The organism is Nocardia brasiliensis ATCC 700358, from assembly GCF_000250675.2.
Taxonomy (GTDB): Bacteria; Actinomycetota; Actinomycetes; order Mycobacteriales; family Mycobacteriaceae; genus Nocardia; species Nocardia brasiliensis_B.
On record NC_018681.1, the window covers coordinates 6,106,658 to 6,124,398 of the forward strand.

Annotated in this window: 18 protein-coding genes; 4 read left to right on the top strand and 14 right to left on the bottom strand. The window is 68.7% G+C overall.

What is annotated here, in order from left to right; all coding sequences use genetic code 11:
* Positions 1-41: 41 nt before the first annotated feature.
* Positions 42-1,010 (top strand): 5'-3' exonuclease, encoded by a 969-nt coding sequence (locus O3I_RS26880; protein WP_014986152.1) that lies wholly within the window; start codon positions 42-44, stop codon positions 1,008-1,010.
* 61 nt (positions 1,011-1,071) lie between these two features.
* The gene (locus O3I_RS26885) at positions 1,072-1,356 is read left to right on the top strand and encodes a hypothetical protein (RefSeq protein ID WP_014986153.1); all 285 of its coding nucleotides are present in this window, start codon (positions 1,072-1,074) and stop codon (positions 1,354-1,356) included.
* A gap of 109 nt (positions 1,357-1,465) precedes the next feature.
* On the opposite strand, the gene O3I_RS44130 is transcribed toward O3I_RS26885, so the two are convergent.
* The 7 genes from O3I_RS44130 to O3I_RS26920 form a co-directional block, all read right to left on the bottom strand.
* Positions 1,466-2,143, bottom strand: a complete 678-nt coding sequence (locus tag O3I_RS44130; protein ID WP_014986154.1) for a DUF4333 domain-containing protein — start codon at positions 2,141-2,143, stop codon at positions 1,466-1,468.
* Positions 2,144-2,342: 199 nt separating this feature from the next.
* Positions 2,343-5,045 (bottom strand): DEAD/DEAH box helicase, encoded by a 2,703-nt coding sequence (locus O3I_RS26895; protein WP_014986155.1) that lies wholly within the window; start codon positions 5,043-5,045, stop codon positions 2,343-2,345.
* A gap of 2 nt (positions 5,046-5,047) precedes the next feature.
* Positions 5,048-6,001, bottom strand: coding sequence for a twin-arginine translocase subunit TatC (gene tatC / locus O3I_RS26900; protein WP_014986156.1), 954 nt, complete (start codon positions 5,999-6,001; stop codon positions 5,048-5,050).
* Positions 6,002-6,130: 129 nt separating this feature from the next.
* Complete coding sequence (gene tatA, locus O3I_RS26905) at positions 6,131-6,406, bottom strand: Sec-independent protein translocase subunit TatA (RefSeq protein WP_014986157.1); 276 nt, start codon at positions 6,404-6,406, stop codon at positions 6,131-6,133.
* A gap of 112 nt (positions 6,407-6,518) precedes the next feature.
* The gene (locus O3I_RS26910; RefSeq protein ID WP_014986158.1) at positions 6,519-7,544 is read right to left on the bottom strand and encodes a 2-dehydropantoate 2-reductase; all 1,026 of its coding nucleotides are present in this window, start codon (positions 7,542-7,544) and stop codon (positions 6,519-6,521) included.
* Complete coding sequence (locus O3I_RS26915) at positions 7,541-8,512, bottom strand: helix-turn-helix transcriptional regulator (RefSeq protein ID WP_014986159.1); 972 nt, start codon at positions 8,510-8,512, stop codon at positions 7,541-7,543. The genes O3I_RS26910 and O3I_RS26915 overlap by 4 nt, the downstream gene beginning before the upstream one ends.
* Positions 8,509-9,504: a helix-turn-helix transcriptional regulator gene (locus O3I_RS26920; RefSeq protein ID WP_141691999.1), complete on the bottom strand. Its 996-nt coding sequence runs from the start codon at positions 9,502-9,504 to the stop codon at positions 8,509-8,511. Before O3I_RS26920 ends, O3I_RS26915 begins: the two co-directional genes overlap by 4 nt.
* An 87-nt stretch (positions 9,505-9,591) precedes the next feature.
* On the opposite strand from O3I_RS26920, the gene O3I_RS26925 reads away from it, so the two are divergent.
* Complete coding sequence (locus tag O3I_RS26925) at positions 9,592-9,900, top strand: MTH1187 family thiamine-binding protein (RefSeq protein WP_041564424.1); 309 nt, start codon at positions 9,592-9,594, stop codon at positions 9,898-9,900.
* Here O3I_RS26925 and O3I_RS26930 read toward each other — a convergent pair.
* The 6 genes from O3I_RS26930 to dop all read right to left on the bottom strand — a co-directional run bounded on the left by O3I_RS26930 (position 9,890) and on the right by dop (position 15,362).
* Positions 9,890-10,267: a nuclear transport factor 2 family protein gene (locus O3I_RS26930; protein WP_014986162.1), complete on the bottom strand. Its 378-nt coding sequence runs from the start codon at positions 10,265-10,267 to the stop codon at positions 9,890-9,892. The genes O3I_RS26925 and O3I_RS26930 overlap by 11 nt on opposite strands.
* Before the next feature lie 102 nt (positions 10,268-10,369).
* On the bottom strand, positions 10,370-11,728 hold the full coding sequence (gene pafA / locus O3I_RS26935; protein ID WP_014986163.1) for a Pup--protein ligase: 1,359 nt from the start codon (positions 11,726-11,728) through the stop codon (positions 10,370-10,372).
* 168 nt (positions 11,729-11,896) lie between these two features.
* Positions 11,897-12,664 carry a proteasome subunit alpha gene (gene prcA, locus O3I_RS26940; protein ID WP_014986164.1) on the bottom strand — a complete coding sequence of 256 codons (768 nt, stop codon included), beginning with the start codon at positions 12,662-12,664 and terminating at the stop codon, positions 11,897-11,899.
* On the bottom strand, positions 12,661-13,521 hold the full coding sequence (prcB, locus tag O3I_RS26945; protein WP_041562900.1) for a proteasome subunit beta: 861 nt from the start codon (positions 13,519-13,521) through the stop codon (positions 12,661-12,663). Before prcB ends, prcA begins: the two co-directional genes overlap by 4 nt.
* Positions 13,518-13,712 carry a ubiquitin-like protein Pup gene (locus O3I_RS26950; RefSeq protein ID WP_014986166.1) on the bottom strand — a complete coding sequence of 65 codons (195 nt, stop codon included), beginning with the start codon at positions 13,710-13,712 and terminating at the stop codon, positions 13,518-13,520. Before O3I_RS26950 ends, prcB begins: the two co-directional genes overlap by 4 nt.
* A gap of 150 nt (positions 13,713-13,862) precedes the next feature.
* Complete coding sequence (gene dop / locus O3I_RS26955; RefSeq protein ID WP_014986167.1) at positions 13,863-15,362, bottom strand: depupylase/deamidase Dop; 1,500 nt, start codon at positions 15,360-15,362, stop codon at positions 13,863-13,865.
* 202 nt (positions 15,363-15,564) lie between these two features.
* On the opposite strand from dop, the gene O3I_RS26960 reads away from it, so the two are divergent.
* A complete protein-coding gene (locus O3I_RS26960; protein ID WP_014986168.1) occupies positions 15,565-16,770 on the top strand; it encodes a DUF418 domain-containing protein in 1,206 nt (401 codons plus the stop codon).
* Between the two features lie 21 nt (positions 16,771-16,791).
* Here the strand turns inward: O3I_RS26960 and O3I_RS26965 are convergent, their stop codons facing one another.
* A complete protein-coding gene (locus O3I_RS26965; protein ID WP_141691998.1) occupies positions 16,792-17,553 on the bottom strand; it encodes a DUF6882 domain-containing protein in 762 nt (253 codons plus the stop codon).
* Positions 17,554-17,741 lie beyond the last annotated feature (188 nt).

Below are 17,741 nucleotides of genomic sequence, written 5' to 3' on the forward strand. Positions count from 1 at the left end.
TTCGCGCTGAATTGTCGGCATGGGCAGGTAGCGTGACCCGCGTGACTTCTGCTGCGCACTCCGGTGGACCGCTGCTGCTCCTGGACGGAGCGAGCCTGTGGTTCCGTGCTTTTCACGCGATCCCCGAGAAGATCACGGCGGCCGACGGCCGATCCGTGAACGCCCTGCGCGGCTTCACCGACATGGTCGCCTCGCTGATCACCAAGCACGCGCCGAGCCGGCTGGTCGTGTGCCTGGACCTGAACTGGCGGCCCACCTTCCGGGTGGAACTGGTGCCCTCGTACAAGGCGCATCGGCTCGACACCTCCGCCGACGCGGGGCCCGGCGCGGAACAGGTCCCCGACACGCTCACGCCGCAGGTCGAGATGATCCTCGAGGTCCTCGCCGCGGCGGGCATCGCGACCGGCGGCGCGGACGGACTGGAAGCCGACGACGTGCTCGGCACGCTGGCCACCCGGGAACACACCGACCCGGTGGTCGTCGTCAGCGGCGACCGCGACCTGCTCCAACTCGTCCGCGACACCCCGCAGCCACCCGTGCGCGTGCTCTACGCCGGACGCGGGCTGGCCAAGGCGGAACTGTTCGGCCCCGCCGAAGTCGCCGCGAAATACGGTGTGCCACTGGAGAATGCGGGCCGTGCCTACGCCGACCTCGCGACCCTGCGCGGTGACGCCTCCGACGGCCTGCCCGGCGTGGCGGGCATCGGCGAGAAATCCGCGTCCATGCTGATCTCCCGCTTCGGCTCCCTCGAGGCCCTGGTCGCCGCGGTCGAAGACCCCGAAGCCGACCTCGCCCAGGGTGTGCGCGCCAAACTCCGTGCCGCGGAAGACTATTTGAAAGCGGCCGCCCCGGTCGTCCGCGTCGTCTGCGATGCCGACGTGGAACTCTCCCGCCCCGACACCCTCCCCAGCGCTCCCGTCGACCCCGACCGCCTGCACGAACTCGCCAAGACCTACAACGCGGAAAGCCCCATCACCCGCCTCATCACCGCCCTCACCCACCCCGCCTGAGCGCCCGCGACGGCACAGATGTCAAGGCTCGGCACCGACGGCTCGAGATAGGTTGGGGCGCATGCGAATTGTGTGGAGCTTCGTCATGGCCTCGGCGATGACGGTCGCGGCGGTGCTCGCGGTGGGACTGCTCGCGTTCCTCGCCAAGATCCTCAGCCCGCACCCCGAGTGCGCCACGATTCCCGAAGACGTCGGGCCATGCGGCCTGTGGGGCCGGATCAGCTTCCTCGGCCCCGTGATGATGACGATCGCCGTCTGCCTCGCCGCGCTGGCCGCGTCGATGCTTGCCGTCGTCGGAGCCGGCATCGCCGCCCTGGCCCGCAAGCGCCACCCCACCAGCCCCTAGGCCCAGACCACACCCGCAGGCGTCACACCACCACCAGCCCCTAGCGCCGGACCCCGCACACGACTCGGCCGCACGCTCGGCGGAGAGAGCGTGCGGCCGGGCGGGGGGACTAGTTGGGGCGGCCGACCTCGTAGGTGCCGTCCTCCTTGGTGATCTTGATGGTCACCTTCTTGGCTTCGCCGCTGACCTTGACGTCGCAGGTGAAGGTGGCGTCGACCTTGACGGCCTCGCCGGAGGGGCAGGTGACGTCGCTGACGTCCTGGATGCCGTAGGAGTCGGAGAGCACCTTCTTGACGCCGTCCTGCACCGCGGCCTGGTCCAGTTTGTCCTGGGCGGTGAGCACCAGGATGAGGGCGACGACGGCTCCGATGACGACCACACCGAGCACGACCAGGCCGATGATCAGGCCCTTGCCCTTACCGCCCTGCGGCGGCTGCTGTCCGGGCTGCTGACCCCACTGCGGCTGACCGGGCTGCTGCTGCCCCCACTGCGGTTGCTGTCCCTGCTGCCAATCCTGCTGCGGCTGCTGACCCCACTGCTGCTGCGGCTGCGGCTGACCGGGCTGGCTCCACTGCTGCGCGGGCTGCTGACCCCACTGCGGCTGGCCGGGCTGCTGGCCCCACTGCTGTTGCGGCTGCTGGTCACCCCAGTGCTGGGTCGGCTGCGCCGACGCGGGCGTCTGCGGCTGACCACCCCACTGTTGTCCGGGTGGCTGCTGGCCGCCCCACTGCTGGGTGGGATCGTTGCGCCCCTCCCCGGGTTCGCTGGGTCCAAACGGGCCGCTCATCTGGTTGCCTCCACTCGCATCGTTGTACACACGGTAGCCCCCCGCGTGGGAACCGTCGTATAACTCGACTCCTCCGCCACGGTCGGTACGCGAAAGAAATCAAATCACAATCGAATCCGGTACGCGTAGCTCCCGCCGCCGCCTCGGCTGCGCGCGTGCTGTCGCTTCGCTCTGCGCAGTCTAGGGACCGACATGCCCGTTATGCGGCATCCACCGCGACGACACCCCGCCGGATCGCCCGCACCGCCTTCGCGGCGGTCGCGGCGACCTCCGGATCGTCGGCGGTGCCGTGGATCTGGTCCAGCAGATCGATGACCTGCCTGCACCAGCGCACGAAATCGCCCGCGGACAACGGCGCGGCCTGGTCGCCGCTGGCGAGCAACGACTCGGCCAACCCGTCGCCGCGCGCCCACTTGTGCACGCCGGTGACGAAGCCCAGATCGGGCTCCCTGGTGGGCGGCAGCTTGTGCCGGGCCTCGTCGGACCGCAGCTCGCTCCAGACCCGGATGGTCTCGCCGACGGCCCGGCGGATCGGCGCCGTGGGCCCGCTCACGCCGAGATAGCCACCGTCCTGGCGCGATTCGAACACCAGAATGGATACGACACCGGCCAGTTCGGCGGGACCGAGGCCACGCCACAGCCCTTGCCGCAGGCATTCGGCGACCAGCAGATCGCTCTCGGAGTAGATGCGGGCGAGCCTGCGCCCGTCCGCGGTGACCTCCGAGTCGTGCACGAACCCGCGCTCCTGCAGCAGGCCGAGGATCCGGTCGAAGGTGCGGGCCAGCGAGTTCGTCGTCGCGGCAACCTTCTGGCGCATGGTCTCGGTTTCCCGGAGCAGCCGGTTGTAGCGCTCGCCGATCCGGGCCATCTGCTCCCGGTCCGGGCGCGTGTGCGCGGGATGGGAGCGCAGGCTGCGGCGCAGCGTCGCCAGTTCCCGGTCGTCGGCGGCCCCGGACCGCTTGCCGCGGCGCGGCCGGCCCGGCGCGGAGATGCCGGTGCTGCGCAGGGCCGAGGCGAGATCGCGGCGGGCCTGCGCGGTCCGGTGATCGACCCGTCGCGGCAGGCGCATATGGCCCAGCGGTTCGGCCGGCACCGGGAAATCGGCCACCGAGATCCGGCCCGCCCACTTGTCCGCGGTGAGCACCAGCGGTCGCGGATCGCCCGGCGTCGCATCGGGTTCCAGGATCACCGCGAGTCCGGCGCGCCGCCCGGACGGGATCGCGACCACGTCGCCGCGGCGCAACGAGACCAGCGCCTCCACGGCGGCGCCGCGCCGGTCGGACCGGCCCTGCTGCTCCAGCTGGCGTTCCCGCTGCTTGATCCGCTCGCGCAACGAAATGTATTCCAGGAAGCCGCCTTCCGTGCCGCCGAGCTGATCGCGCAGCTTGCGCAGCGCGGCCTCGTTGCGTTCGATACCACGCACCAGCCCGACCACCGACCGGTCGGCCTGGAACTGGGCGAAGGAACGCTCCAGCAGCGCCCGCGATTCGGCGGCGCCCATCCGGTCGATCAGATTGATGGACATGTTGTAGCCGGGACGGAACGAACTGCGCAGCGGATAGGTCCGGGTGGAGGCCAGGCCGGCGACCGCGCTGGTGTCCACCTCGGGCTGCCACAGCACCACCGCGTGGCCCTCGACGTCGATGCCGCGCCGGCCGGCGCGACCGGTCAGCTGGGTATATTCCCCAGGCGTGAGTTCGGCGTGCGACTCGCCGTTGAACTTGACGAGTCGCTCCAGCACCACCGTGCGGGCGGGCATGTTGATGCCGAGAGCCAGTGTCTCCGTGGCGAATACCGCCCGCACCAGCCCGTTGACGAACAGTTCCTCGACGGTGTGCCGGAACGCGGGCAGCATGCCGGCGTGGTGCGCGGCCAGTCCGCGATGCAGCGCCTCGCGCCACTCCCAGTAGCCGAGCACCTCGAGATCGGCCTTGGGCAGATCGCCGGTGTGCTTGTCGACGATGGCGTCGACCTCGGCGCGGTCCTCGTCCCGGCCCAGGTCCAACCGCGACCGCAGGCACTGGGCCAGCGCGCCGTCGCACCCCGCGCGGCTGAAGATGAAGGTGATCGCGGGCAGCAGGCCCTCTTCGTCCAGCTTGGCCAGCACCTCGGGGCGCGGCAGCGGCCGGAAGTCGCGCCGCGGCCCGCCGCGACCGTTGCGCGGACCGCCCCAGCTGTTCGCCCGGTCGGCGAGTTCGCGCTGTTTGATGAACCGCACCAGGTCCTCGTCGACGAGCACCTTCTGATCCGTGGAATCGGTGTCGAACAGGTCGAACATCCGCCGCCCGACCATGACGTGCTGCCACAGCGGCACCGGCCGGGTCTCGTCCACCACCACGGCGGTGTCGCCGCGTACGGTCTCCATCCACGCGCCGAATTCCTCGGCGTTGCTGACCGTCGCGGACAGGCTGACCAGCCGCACGTCCGGCGGCAGGTGCAGGATCACTTCCTCCCACACCGCGCCGCGGAAGCGGTCGGCCAGGTAGTGCACCTCGTCCATCACCACGTACGACAGACCGCGCAGCGCGTCCGAGGACGCGTACAGCATGTTGCGCAGCACCTCGGTGGTCATCACGACCACCGGTGCGTCGGAGTTGATCGACTGGTCACCAGTGAGCAGGCCGACGCTCTCGCGGCCGTAGCGCTCGGTGAGGTCGGCGAACTTCTGGTTCGACAGTGCCTTGATCGGCGTGGTGTAGAAGCATTTGCCGCCCGCCGCGAGCGCCAGGTGTACCGCGAATTCGCCGACTACCGTCTTGCCGGCGCCGGTGGGCGCGCAGACCAGGACGCTGTGGCCTTCTTCGAGTGCCGCACAGGCGGTGCGCTGGAAGGGATCGAGACTGAATTTCAGCTCGGTGGAGAACTTCGCTAGCTCGCCCGTGTGCGACCGGTGATGTGTCACCGTCAGAGGGTATCGGAGTAGTCCGACATCGAGCGCGCAGTTTTATCCGGGGGTGTCACGATCGATTCGGCCGGTGCGATCGGCTCCGGGCCGCTCACCGCGGACGCCTCCTCGTCGGCGAGCGCGGCCAGATTCTCGGCTTCCTTGCGCGCCTTGCGGATGTCGTTGATCCGGGAGAACTGGATCGCGAACTCGAACAGCACCGTCAGCGCGAACGCCAGCGCGAGCATGGAGAACGGGTCCTGGGGCGTCACGATGGCCGCGAACACGAAGAGCCCGAACGTGATTCCGCGCCGCCAGGCCTTCAGCCGCTGATAGGTGAGCACCCCGATGAGGTTCAATCCGATGATCAGCAGCGGAGTTTCGAAGCTCACGCCGAAGATCACCAGCAGCTGGATGATGAAGCTGAAGTACTGCGAACCGCTGAGCGCGGTGATCTGGACGTTGTTGCCGATCGAGAGCAGGAAGCTCAACGCGTGCGCCACGACCACGTAGGCCAGCACGGCGCCGGTGAGGAACAGCACCGTGCCGGTCGAGACGAAGCCGACCGCGTACTTGCGTTCCTTGGCGTACAGGCCGGGCGTGATGAACGCCCACAGCTGATACAGCCAGATCGGCGCGGCGAGCACGATGCCCGCGGTCATGCCGACCTTCAACCGCAGGGTGAACTGCTCGAACGGCGCGGTGGCCAGCAGCTTGCAGGAACCGTCGGGACTGAGCGCGGCACGCGCCGAGTCCGGCAGCGAGCAGTAGGGCCCGCGCAGAATATCGCCCAGGCTGGACACCCCGAGGAAGCCGTATTCGTACCAGATGAATCCCAGCACCGTGGTGACGATGACCGCGGCGATCGAGACCAGCAGCCGGTACCGCAGTTCCTGTAAATGCTCGACCAACGACATGGTGCCGTCGGGGTTGGTCCTGCGCTTGCTGCGCCGGGGATCGAACGGGATTCGCATGGTTGGTGATTGCCCCTGGGTTGGAGTGCCCCGCTCGACGACGGCGCACTAGGCCCGGAGTGAGTTTCCGCACTCCGCCATGAGCAGGCCGCGCGACCCGGGCCCGCTCCGCATAACTCTCGGTCTAGCTCAGAGCGACTTCGGCTCGGCGTGGGGCTGCTGCGTGGCCGTTGGCGTCACCGGCTGCGCGGGCGGCAGCTGCTGCGGCTGCGCGGGCTGCGCCGGAGCGGGCGCGTCGGCGTCCTTGGCGTCCTTGCCCTCGTGCTGCATCTGGCTGACCTCGCTCTTGAAGATGCGCAGCGACCGACCCAGGCTGCGGGCCGCGTCGGGCATCCGCTTAGCACCGAAGAACATCACGAAAACGACCGCAATGATCAGCCAGTGCCAGATGCTCAGACTGCCCATGATTAATACCTCCCAAGACTGGTGATGGTTCTGATGCTACCGGAGGGTGACGTGCGCGAACGCCACCGTCCGCCTCGTTTGTCCGGTGTTCAGCCGGGCCCGCCGGTCCGGGTCACCGGATCGCCGCGCGCGCCGCGCGCAGCTGCGCGAGCAGTTCCGGCCCGGTCCACGTGCGCCGATCCCCCTGTTCCGCCGCGACGACCAGTTCGATCAGCCGCTGATTGACCGGTGTCGGAAGATCGACCATGGCCCCCAGTCCCACGATTTCCCCACACAGCCAAGAGATTTCGGTTCTGCGCCCCAGAGCCAGATCGTCCGACATGGACGAGCGCGCCATCGGGTCCACGGCGAGCACCTGGCCGAACACCCGCCGGAAAATCCCGTCGGGCACGGTCAGCAGCGTGGCCATGACGCGCGGCGGCACCGGGGTCAGCCGCGCGGGCGCAATTCGCGCTTTGTTCATCACCGTGAGCGCCTCCCGCTGGGTGAGCGCCAGGCAGCGGCGATAGTCCCGATCGGCGAGCTGTTCGCGCAGCGGACGCCCGGACAGCGCGTTGATCGGATTGTTCAGATTCAGCAGCAGCTTGGCCCACTGCACCGGGCGCAGGTCGGGGTAGCGGCGCAGCGGCAGGCCGGCCTGCTCGAAAACGCCCAGGAACGGCGCGAGCTCCGGATCGTCCTGCACTGCGAGGCCGCCCTCGGTGCCGCGATGGAACCGGCCGCCCGGGTGATGCACCACGTTGAACATGACCATGCCCGCCAGCACCACGCAGTGCGGCAGGATCTCCCGGATCACGGTGTCGTTGCCGATCCCGTTCTGCAGACTCAACACCACGGTGCCCGGGCGGATCTTGCCCGCGAGCTCGCGCACGGCGTCGGCGGTCGCCGCCGATTTCACCGTGACCAGCACCAGCTCGGCCGAGCCGATATCGTCCGGTTCGGTGGCCACCCGGAACCGGTCGGCCGCCAGCGCGTCGTCCCCGCCGTCCAGGTCGGTGAGCCGGATACCGGACGCGACGATCTCGTCGAGCAGCCGCGGCCGGCCGACGAAGGTGACGTCCGCGCCCGCGACGGCCAGTTTGCCGCCGACGAAGATGCCGATGCTGCCCGCACCGATCACCATGACCCGGCTGCTCACGTCGGCTCGAATCCCGCTGCGGCATAGGCGGCCAGGGCGGCGTTGGAGCGTTCGCGCACCGCGGCGACCAGTTCCGGCGGCCCGAGTGCGGTCACGCCGGAGCCGAACCCGAGCAGCAGCCGCGCCATCCAGTCCAGGGTGGCGAACCGCATCGTCGCCTCCAGGCTGCCGTCGGCCTGCACCGCGATCCGGTTCATCGGATACTGATCGAGCACCCAGGCGTAGTCGGGGTGAATACGCAAGCGCGCCAAGGGAACCGCGGGATCGTCCTGGAAGAGGTCGAGCGCCGCGGACTCCTCGGTGGCGTGACTCGGCGGACGCGCCGGCTCGTCTAGTTCGGTGGCGTCCTCGATCCGGTCGAACCGGAACAGGCGCACGCCCTCGGCCTGCCTGCACCACGCTTGCAGATAGCTGTTGTTGTCCACCAGCACAATTCGGATCGGGTCGACCACCCGCTCGGACACCACATCCCGGCTGGCGGAGTAGTAGACCAGGCGCAACGCGTGCTGCCGGGCCAGTGCCGAACGCACCGTGGCGACGGCGGGCGCCTCCAGCGGCGGCGTGCGGATCTGCTCCGGTTCGGCGCCCGAGCCGCCCGCGATCGCCGACTCGATCTTCGCGATGGCGGCGTGCGCCGCGGTCGGATCGACCATGCCCGGCATCTCCACGATCGAACGCAGCGCCACCAGCAGCGCGGTCGCCTCGGTCGAGGTCAGCCGCAGCGGCCGGTCGATGCCCGCGGAGAAGGTGACCTCGATGCTCTCCTCGGAGAACGAGAGGTCGATCAGGTCGCCGGGACCGTAGCCGGGCAACCCGCACATCCACAGCTGGTTGAGATCGCTCATCAGCTGTTTGGACGTGACGCCCAGGTCGGCGGCGGCCTCCGCGGCGCTGATGCCGGGATGCGCGATGAAGTACGGGATCATGTTGAGCAGCCGCGAAAGCCGCACGGAAAGCCGGGAATTCACGCCGTGACCTCCGTGCGATCGAACACCGAGCGCAGCCGGTTGACCACGTCGGTGCGCAACTCCTCGGGCGCGAGCACCACCGCGTCCGGGCCCAGGCCGGTGATCAGGCGGGCGATCCAGTCGCGCGAGCGCACCGGCAGCTCGACCACCGCGCCGGCCCGGCCGCCGATCGTGCGTTCACCGGTGACCTGGCCGATCCGGCGCAGTTCGCGGCCCCGGCCGTCGGCCACCCACACCGTCGCGGTGCCGCTGACCGGCGCCGAACTGGTCACCTGCGAGACGATCGCGCGCAAGTCGATGCCGTCCGGTTTGCGCACCGTGTTCGCCGGGCCGTAGGGCGTGACGTCGTCCCCGATCCGGGACAGGCGGAAGCTGCGCACCGCGTCCCGGTCACGGTCGTGCCCGACCAGATACCAGCGGCCGTGATGGGTGACCACACCCCACGGCTCCACGTCGCGCATCAGATAGGGGGCGTTGATCGCGCCGCGATGCTCGAACCGCACCGCCTGGCCCGCGTCGATGGCGGCGAGAAGTTTGCCCAGCACCGGTTCGGAGCCGCGGGTGCGGGCCGGGACCGCGGGCACGGCGGCCACCGTGGCGTCGGTCTCCACGTGCACGCCCGCGGCGCGGAGTTTGAGCAGCGCGCCGTCCGCGGCGGCCGCCAGTTCCGGCGACTCCCACATCTGCACGGCCACCGCGACCGCGGCCGCCTCCTCGTCGGACAGATCGATCTCGGGCAGCTCGTAGGCGTCGCGGTTGATCCGGTAGCCCTCCACCGACGAGTACCGGCTCACCGGTCCGATCTCGAGAGGTATGCCCAGGTCACGCAGTTCGTTCTTGTCCCGCTCGAACATTCGGCTGAACGCCTCGTCGCTGACGGAATCCTCGTACCCCGCGACGCTGTCCCGAATCCGCTCCGCGGTCAGGAACTGCCGGGTCGACAGCAGCGCGATGACCAGATTCATCAGCCGCTCGACCTTGGATATCGCCACCCGATAGAGGGTAATGGGCGGCGCGCCCACCGTGCGCGGCGGCGCGCGATTCCGCGCGCACCGAAACCCTTGGGCACTATGGAGTACATGATCATCGCGTTTTCTGTGACGCCGCTCGGGACCGGCGTCGACGTGGGCCGGGCTGTGGCCGAGGCGGTCCGCGTGGTGCGGGCCAGTGGCCTGCCCAACCGCACCGATGCCATGTTCACCACCGTCGAGGGCGAATGGGACGAGGTGATGGCCGTCGTCAAAGCCGCCACCGACGCCGTGATCGCCGTCGCCCCCCGCTGCAGCCTGGTCCTCAAAGCCGATATCCGCCCCGGCGTCACCGACACCATGACCGCCAAGATCGCAACCGTGGAACGCTATCTCGCCGAAGACGAACTCAGTCGGTGAGCTGGGTTTGCTGGTAGAGGGCCAGTTTCCATTCGCCGCCGGCGCGGAGGTAGACGCTGGACATGAGGCCGGTGAAGGCTGGGGCGGGAGCTTCGCGGTAGGCGACGCCGGTGTAGACGAGGATTTTGCTGTGCACGCCTACGTCGACCAGGCGCGGGTCGCGGATCTCGTAGGTGCGCCAGGGCGGTGAATCCTTCAGGGCGGCAACGACTCCGGGGCGGTCCAGGACCATGCCGTTGGCGAGCACCATGACGGCGTCGCCGGTCATCAGGGCACCGTAGAAGTCGGCGCCGGTGCTGTCGCAGAGCGAGTCCCAGCCCTGCCGCTCGACGGCGAGCAGCTCGTTCAAGAGTTCGGTATCTGCCATGCCTCCACGGTAGGCACGATCGGCGCGCGTGACATCACCGCACGTCAGCGCCGATATCCGACGGCGACCGAGACCCGACGGATCGGGTTCGGTCGCCCCGTTCTACATGGAGGCGATCAGCCGATCCACGCGTTCGTCGACCGAGCGGAACGGGTCCTTGCACAGGACCGTGCGCTGCGCCTGATCGTTCAACTTGAGGTGCACCCAGTCGACGGTGAAGTCGCGGCCCGCCTCCTGCGCCGCGGTGATGAAATCGCCGCGCAGTTTGGCCCGGGTGGTCTGCGGCGGGGTGTCGACCGCGGCGTCCACGGCCTCGTCCTCGGTGATCCGCTTGGCCAGCCCCTTGCGCTGCAGCAGGTCGAACACGCCGCGGCCGCGCTTGATGTCGTGGTAGGCCAGGTCCAGCTGGGCGATCTTCGGATCGGACAGCTCCATGCTGTAGCGGTCCTGGTAGCGCTGGAACAGCTTGCGCTTGATCACCCAGTCGATCTCGGTGTCCACCTTCGCGAAGTCCTGCGCCTCGACCGCGTCGAGGGTGCGGCCCCACAGGTCGACGACCTGGTCGATCTGCGGATCCCGGTCCCGGTTGCGCAGATGTTCGACCGCGCGGGCGTAGTACTCGCGCTGGATGTCGAGGGCGCTGGCCTGCCGGCCGCCCGCCAGCCGCACCGGACGGCGACCGGTCAGGTCGTGGCTGACCTCCCGGATCGCGCGAATCGGGTTGTCCAGGGCGAAGTCACGGAACGAGACGCCCGCCTCGATCATCTCCAGCACCAGGGCGGCGGTGCCGACCTTGAGCATGGTGGTGGTCTCGGCCATGTTCGAATCGCCCACGATGACGTGCAGGCGGCGGTACTTCTCCGCGTCCGCGTGCGGCTCGTCGCGGGTGTTGATGATCGGCCGCGAACGGGTGGTCGCCGAGGAGACGCCCTCCCAGATGTGCTCGGCCCGCTGCGACAGGCAGAACGTGGCCGCCTTCGGCGTCTGCAGGATCTTGCCCGCGCCGCAGATCAACTGGCGGGTGACCAGGAACGGCAGCAGCACATCGGAGATCCTGGAGAACTCGCCGGCCCGCACCACGAGGAAGTTCTCGTGGCAGCCGTAGGAGTTGCCCGCGGAATCGGTGTTGTTCTTGAACAAGTAGATGTCGCCGCCGATGCCTTCTTCGGCGAGCCGCTGCTCGGCGTCGATCAACAACTCTTCGAGGACCCGCTCGCCTGCTCGGTCGTGGGTCACCAATTGGTGCAGGCTGTCGCATTCGGCAGTCGCGTACTCCGGATGGGACCCGACATCCAAGTAGAGCCGAGCACCGTTGCGGAGGAACACGTTCGAGCTACGGCCCCAGGACACCACCCGGCGGAAAAGATACCGGGCCACCTCGTCGGGGGACAGCCGACGGTGACCGTGGAAGGTGCATGTCACACCGAACTCGGTCTCGATCCCCATGATTCGTCGCTGCACACCATCGACATTACAGCCATGTCATGCACTCGCGTGGGGCTGCGGACAACACGAACGCATACGGGTTCACAACGATTCAGCCCGTTATGCCCGGTTCGCTCGACCCTCGGACCCGGCTCGGGCCCGTAGCGGCGTTTGTCCGCTACGGGCCCGATACCGGCTTTCCGGCTACTCCGCGGCCGGGGTCTCCGCGGCCGGCGGCTCCTCCGCCTTCTTGGTCTTCTTCGGCGGCTCGAGCAGCTGCTCCAGCGCGGAGTTGGTGACCCGGCGGAACGCCCGCCGCGGCCGCGCCTGCTCCAGCGTGGCGACCTCGAGGGAGCTCACGCCGAGCACCCGCTTCTCCTTCTCCGCGCCCTCGGGCACCCCCGCCTGCAGGGCCTGCACCGCGACCTTGATCGCGGCGGCCAGGTCCAGGCCGGGCTGGTAGGACGCCTTCAGCGCCGTGACGATGGGCTCGGTCGTGCCGCCCATCACCACGTATTCGCGCTCGTCCACGATCGACCCGTCGAAGGTGATCCGATACAGCACCGAGGTCGGCTGCTGCTCGGGATACCCCACCTCCGCGACACAGATCTCCACCTCGTACGGCTTGAGCTGGTCGGTGAAGATGGTGCCGAGCAGCTGTGCGTACCCGTTGGCCAACGCCCGCCCGGTCACATCCCGGCGGTCGTAGGAGTATCCGCGCAGGTCGGCCCGGAGAATGCCGTCCCGGCGCAGGTTCTCGAACTCGTTGTACTTGCCGACCGCGGCGAACCCGACCCGATCGTAGAGCTCACTCACCTTGTGCAGCGTCGCGGACGGGTTCTCCGCGACGAACACGACACCCTTGTCGTACACCAGGACCACGACGCTGCGACCCCGAGCGATGCCCTTGCGGGCGAGCTCGGTCTTGTCGCGCATGATCTGCTCGGCCGACGCGTAGTACGGCAGTGTCATGCGCGAGCGCTCCCTTCTTCCGCAGCCTCACGGTCGGTGACGATCGCCCGCGCGATCTCGGCCAGACGATCCTCGGTCACCTCGACCGCGCCGTCGTCGTCGATCACGATCGCCGTCGGGTAGATCCCGCGCAACAGATCGGGGCCACCGGTCGCGGTGTCGTCGTCGGCCGCGTCGAACAGCGCCTCGACAGCGATGCGCAACGCCCGCTCCTGATCAATTCCCTTGGTGTACAGCTTCTTCAGCGATCCCTTGGCGAAGACCGAACCCGATCCCACCGCCGCGTAACCGAACCGCTCTTCACTGCGTCCACCCACCACATCGAAGGACACGATGCGGCCCGACCGGTCCGGATCGGTGGCGTTGTGGTCGTAGCCGACCAGCATCGGTACCACCGCCAGACCCTGCAGGGCCGCGGGCAGATTCTCACGCACCATCTTCGACAGCTTGTTCGCCTTGCCGTCGAAAGTCAGTGGCACGCCCTCGAGCTTCTCGTAGTGCTCCAGCTCCACCGCGAAGATCCGCACCATCTCGACGGCCATGCCCGCGGTACCCGCGATACCGGCCGCGGAGAAGCTGTCGGTGATGTAGACCTTCTCGATGTCCCTGCTGGCCAACAGGTTTCCCTGGGTGGCCCGCCGGTCACCCGCGATGAGCACGCCACCGCGGTAGCTGATCGCGACGATGGTGGTCCCATGCGGCGCGAGATCCTTCGCAGCGGCGGCGCCGAGCCCGGCGCCGTCCAGCGCGGCGAACTTGTTGGCGGGCAACAGGTCCGGCGCGTGCATACGAAGGTATTCGGAGAAGGACGAGAGGGCGTACCCCAGGTGGAGACGCGAGGGGTCACCTACTGTCACTGGCCGCCTTTCTGAACGTACGCGCGGACGAAGTCTTCGGCGTTCTCCTCGAGCACATCATCGATCTCGTCGAGTAGGTCGTCGGTCTCCTCCGCAAGCTTTTCGCGGCGCTCCTGACCGGCGGCGTCCACACCGTCCGGGCCCTCATCCTCGTCGCCGCCCCCGGCGCGCTTGGTCTGCTCTTGTGCCATGGCAGCCGACCTCCTCTGTCCTCATCATGACCGGAGCTCACTTGCGAGCACGGCCCCGATCATGAGCAATGTCCGTGCCCGTTCTTCAACACTACCCAGCAGAACCGACGCGATGTCGTATTCCGTACCGATGTGGAACTGTGTTGATACCTAGGTTGTGAGCTGTTCCACAAGGTCGGCGGCCGAGGTCACGCCGTCGAGCAGCTTGCCGACATGCGCTTTCGTGCCACGGCGCGGTTCGAGGGTGGGGATGCGGACCAGCGAGTCGCCGCCCAGGTCGAAGATCACCGAATCCCAGCTCGCCGCGGCGATGTCGGCGCCGAAGCGGCGCAGGCATTCACCGCGGAAGTAGGCCCGGGTGTCGGTGGGCGGATTGGTCATCGCGTCGAGCACCTGCTGCTCGGTGACGAGCCGTTTCATCGAGCCACGCGCCACCAGGCGGTTGTAGAGGCCCTTGTCCAGGCGGACGTCGGAGTACTGCAGGTCCATCAGGTGCAGCTTGGGCGCGGCCCAGCTGAGGCCCTCGCGCTGGCGCATGCCCTCGAGCAGGCGCAGCTTGGCCGGCCAGTCGAGCAGGCTCGCGCATTCCATCGGGTCGCGTTCGAGCAGGTCGAGCACCATCGCCCAGTTCTCGATGATGTCCTGGACGCGCTTGTCGTCGTTGCCGGTGCGATCCACGAACTTGATCACCCGATCCAGGTACATCCGCTGCAGTGCGAGGCCGGTGAGCTCGCGGCCGTCGGTGAGCGCGACGGTGGCGCGCAGGGTCGGGTCGTGGCTGATCGTGTGCACGGCGGTGACCGGGCGGGCCAGTTGCAGATCGGACAGGTCCTCGCCCGCCTCGATCAGGTCCAGCACCAGCGCGGTCGTGCCGACCTTGAGGTAGGTCGACATCTCGGCCAGGTTGGCGTCGCCGATGATGACGTGCAGCCTGCGGTATTTGTCCGCGTCGGCGTGCGGCTCGTCGCGGGTGTTGATGATGCCGCGCTTGAGCGTGGTCTCCAGGCCGACCTCGACCTCGATGTAGTCGGCGCGCTGGGACAGCTGGAAGCCGGCGTGATCGCCGGACTGGCCGATACCGACCCGCCCGGAACCGGTGACCACCTGGCGGGACACGAAGAACGGGGTCAGGCCGAGGATGATCTGGTTGAACGGGGTGTCGCGGCTCATCAGGTAGTTCTCATGGGTGCCGTAGGAGGCGCCCTTGCCGTCGACGTTGTTCTTGTACAGCTGCAGGCGCGGCGCGCCGGGCACGCTCGAGGCGTGCCGCGCGGCGGCCTCCATCACCCGCTCCCCCGCCTTGTCCCAGATCACCGCGTCCAGCGGGTCGGTGACCTCGGGCGCGGAGTATTCGGGGTGGGCGTGGTCGACGTAGAGCCGCGCGCCGTTGGTGAGGATCATGTTGGCCGCGCCGACCTCGTCGGCGTCGATCACCGGGGCGGGACCGTTCATCCGGCTCAGATCGAAGCCGCGCGCGTCGCGCAGCGGCGACTCCACCTCGTAGTCCCACCGGGTGCGTTTCGCCCGCGGCACACCCTCGGCGGCGGCGTAGGCGAGGACGGCCTGGGTGGAGGTGAGGATCGGGTTGGCCGACGGCTCGGTTGGGGTCGAAATCCCGTACTCGACCTCGATTCCGATGATGCGCTGCATGGGTCGAGCCTAGTAGGCGTCGCCGGATGCGGTCCGTGCACGGCCCTCCCCGGACGCTCCGCGGCGCGCCGCAGCGCCCGCTGATCGGCCGAGCTCCGGTGCCGGGTTACGCCGAAGGAGGGGCCGGACGACCCGCGAATTCATCCTGCGCGTGGTACTTCCGAAGGATCTCGCGCGCGGCCCGAGGGCCGATTCTCGATACATGACCGATTCTCTCGCCCATCCGCGCGCCGCCGCCTCGGGCGCGCAAGGCCCCGTCGTGCCCGCACGCCCGCGGCTGATCGCGCTGGATGTGTTGCGCGGCATCGCGATCCTCGGCACCCTCGGGACCAATATCTGGATCATGACCAACAGCCGGGGCCTTCTCGGCTATCTCACCGAGCTCAATGGCCAGGCCGAAGGCTGGCTCTGGACCGAGCGGGTGCTCCAGCAGCTGGCGCAAGGCAAGTTCCTCGGCCTGCTCACCATCATGTTCGGCATCGGCCTGGCGATCCAGCAGGCATCCGCGCAGCGCGGCGGCCGCAAGTGGCCGGGCACCTACCCGGTGCGCGCGGGCCTGCTGCTGCTCGACGGTGTGCTGAACTATCTGTTCGTCGCGGAATTCGACGTGCTGATGGGTTACGCCGTCACCGGTTTGGTCGTCGCCTATCTGCTCGCGACAAGTGAACGCGCGCAACGCCGTTGGCTGATCGGCGCGGCGAGCGTCCATATCGCGATGCTCACGCTCATCGCGCTCGCGACGATCTTCGCACCGCAGGACAGCGGGCCCGAGGTACCGCAGCAGCGCGCGAATCCCTATGCGGACGGGTCGTTCTGGGATCTCGTGGTTTTCCGCGTGCAGGAGGTGGGCCCGTTCCGGGTGGAGACGCTGTTCGTCTTCCCGATGTCGATCGCGCTGTTCCTGCTCGGCGCCCGCTTGTTCCGGGCCGGGGTCTTCCGACCGGAGGGCGCCGTGCTGCGCAAACGGTTGATGATCATCGGTTTCGGCGTCGCCGCGCCACTCGATCTGCTCGCGGGCATCTTCGGCGGCGGGCACCTGTTCCTCTACACCCGTTACGGCACCGCGCCTTTCGTCGCGCTGGGCATTCTCGCGCTGGTCGCGCAGTTCTACCTGCGCCGCACGCAGGCCGGGTTCGCCGGCCGTCGCCTCACCGAGGTCGGGCGGACCGCGCTCAGCTGCTACATCCTGCAGAATCTGGTCGCGTCGATCCTGTGCTACGGCTGGGGTTTCGGTCTTGCCGCGCGGGTCTCGCCGGACCTGTACGTCCCGTTCACGGTCGGTATGTATCTGCTGGTGTCGGCGATCATCGTGACGAGCGCGCACCTGTGGCTGCGCCGCTTCGAGCGCGGGCCGGTGGAATGGGCCTGGCACCGCGGCTACCAGCTGCTGACGGGCACGAAAGGCTGACCGCCCGGACCCGCCTGCGGCTCAGCACATCTCGATGTTCGCCGCCCTCGTGACGGGTGCGGGCGGTAGCTCGATACGGTCGATCGCCACGCCGACCTCGAGGTTCACCACGTGCCCGCCCGCATCGAATTCGATGGTGCCCGTGACGCCGGAACCGCTGAATTCGAGCAGGCGCCGACGGTCCACGAACTCGGTGACCATGCCCCGCCTGCTGAGGTAGCTCTGCATGGCACGGCGGTAGTCGACCAGCGGCAGGGCGTTCACCCCGTGCGCGAGCACCCGGGCCAGCCCGGCCGCGGTGGGCGGCGGCAGCCGGAAGTCCGGATGCTCGACCAGAAACGCGACGCACGTGCCGTCGGTGACACCGCAGTAGGAACTCCAGTGCCCCGACACCACTTTCGCGGCATCGGCCAGCAGATTCGCGACCTGGTGCGGTTCCGGATGCGCCCGGCCGAGCGCGACCGGCATCTCCGCGGCACACAATTCGGCGACGCCGTAGCGAATCCCGAACTCGCGCACCATCCGCGCCACCGCGATCAGCGGTTTGCCGAAACCCCACGGGTTCGCCCAAGCCCACAGCCATGATTCGGTGTCCGCGGTCCCGAGTAGATGGAACTTCGTGCAGACCACCGTGCGTTCGGCACCGAGGAATTCGAGCCGCCCCGCCTCCATATCGGCCTGCCACCGATGCGAACCCAGCACCTCCTCGACGTGCAGGCGATGTTCGAGCGACAGCAATCCCGCGTCGTCGAGCAGCCTCGTCAATGGCACAGGTTCGGACACCGGCCTCAGCGTAGTCAACGTGGTCCCCCTCCTCCGTACCGTCTCGCCCGCTGGTTTGTGTCGTGACCTTCGCCGATCGATATCCGTTGCGGCACACCCCGACCCAAAGGGCATGGGGCGACGCTTACCGCCGCCGCGAACTTCGGGAGGAGGCGGGCGCCTACCTTACCGGTCCGGCGCGGTGGCTC